This window comes from Streptococcus sp. HMSC064H09, from assembly GCF_001812625.1.
Classification (GTDB): Bacteria; Bacillota; Bacilli; order Lactobacillales; family Streptococcaceae; genus Streptococcus.
In genome coordinates this window covers 1-1,405 of the sequence record NZ_KV809585.1, presented here as the reverse complement: position 1 = coordinate 1,405, position 1,405 = coordinate 1, and the positions used below count along the sequence as shown (strand labels likewise).

At 35.5% G+C, this 1,405-nt stretch carries 1 protein-coding gene and 2 pseudogenes; all 3 read left to right on the top strand.

Annotated features, from left to right (window positions below; genetic code table 11):
• A pseudogene (locus tag HMPREF2867_RS07105) lies at positions 1 to 112 on the top strand (UDP-N-acetylglucosamine 2-epimerase); the annotation flags it as partial.
• Positions 113 to 141: 29 nt separating this feature from the next.
• A pseudogene (locus HMPREF2867_RS07100) lies at positions 142 to 375 on the top strand (PfkB family carbohydrate kinase); the annotation flags it as partial.
• A 21-nt stretch (positions 376 to 396) separates the two neighbouring features.
• On the top strand, positions 397 to 1,405 hold a 1,009-nt coding region (locus HMPREF2867_RS07095), incomplete at its 3' end, for a sensor domain-containing diguanylate cyclase (protein ID WP_070576724.1).

Sequence of the window (1,405 nt, the reverse complement as noted above, 5' to 3'; positions counted from 1 at the left end):
CTATGTTCTAGCTGATGCCTCTAAACTTGGTCAGGTTACCTATGCTAAGGTAGCCGAGGTTGAGAAAGTAACCATAATCACAAATGCTTCGGAAGAAGGGCTCCTTAAATAATTAAAAGAGAAAACGAGGGTTATTGAAGTATGAGTTATACTGTGACGCTAAACCCATCAATCGACTTCATTGTTCGTATCGACAAGGTAGAGATTGGTGAAGTTAACCGTATAGAGAGTGATGATAAATTCGCTGGCGGTAAGGGTATTAATGTCAGCCGTATTCTACAACGTTTAGGAATTGACAATACTGCTACGGGCTTCATCGGTGGTTTTACAGGACGTTTTGTTACAGACAGTTTGGATGCTGAAGGTATTAAAACTACTTAGAATGGTGAGGCTGTAATGGTATTAGGAAAAGTAAGTGATTTTTTAATCAAGCATCAAAGATTGTTAACGTACTTAAGTATTTTTGCTGCGTTAATGTTATTAATGCGCTTAGTGTATGATGATGTTTTGATTGACCATGATAATCCCATCGTTTTAGCAATCTTTATAGGAATACTAGTTCTTTGGACCCTAGCATCTTACCTTAATCGAAGACAGCATATGCTATCCCACTTTATCTTACAGAGTTCGAAACTTATTAACGTCTATGCTGTAGACTTAGATTATCGTTTTATTGCGGTTAATAAGAATGATATTCGGCTCATGGAAGAAATCTTTTATTTCACTCCCAAAATTGGTGACTTTCCAATGAATTATCTTAATAGTGAAGATGCTGCGCGTTTAAAAGCAAATGTTGATCGTGCGAAAAAGGGTGAAACATTTATATTTATGGATACTATTAAGACAGACGACAAAACGCTTTACTGGCAAAATATGTATTCTCCCATTTATAACAATCGCCAAAAAGTGATTGGTGTTTCTTGTTTTGTTCTTGATGTTACAGAGCAGAGACTTCATGAACTTGAAATACAGAGGATGGCATACGAAGATGTTTTAACACGGGTTCATAATCGACGATATATTGAGCTTGCTTTTGAGGAATGTCTGACACGTAAAGAAGAACAAATTACGGTTATTATATCTGATTTGAATAAATTCAAGGAAGCAAATGATACCTTTGGACATGCTACGGGAGATAAGATTCTAATTGAATTTGGTGATATTTTAACGAAGATAATGCCTGAAAGTGCTGTAATAGCAAGGTTAGGTGGAGATGAATTTGCGGTTTTACTCCCTGGAGTTTCTGAAAATCAAGCTGAATTTTTAATAAAACTTGTTCAAGCAGAAATTACTCTCAAAGATATGGGGATTACAGCATCTTTAGGTGCTTATACGGACTCTTATCAATCACATAAAAACTTCGTTGATTTTTTTGCAATAGCTGATAAGAAAATGTACGAAAATA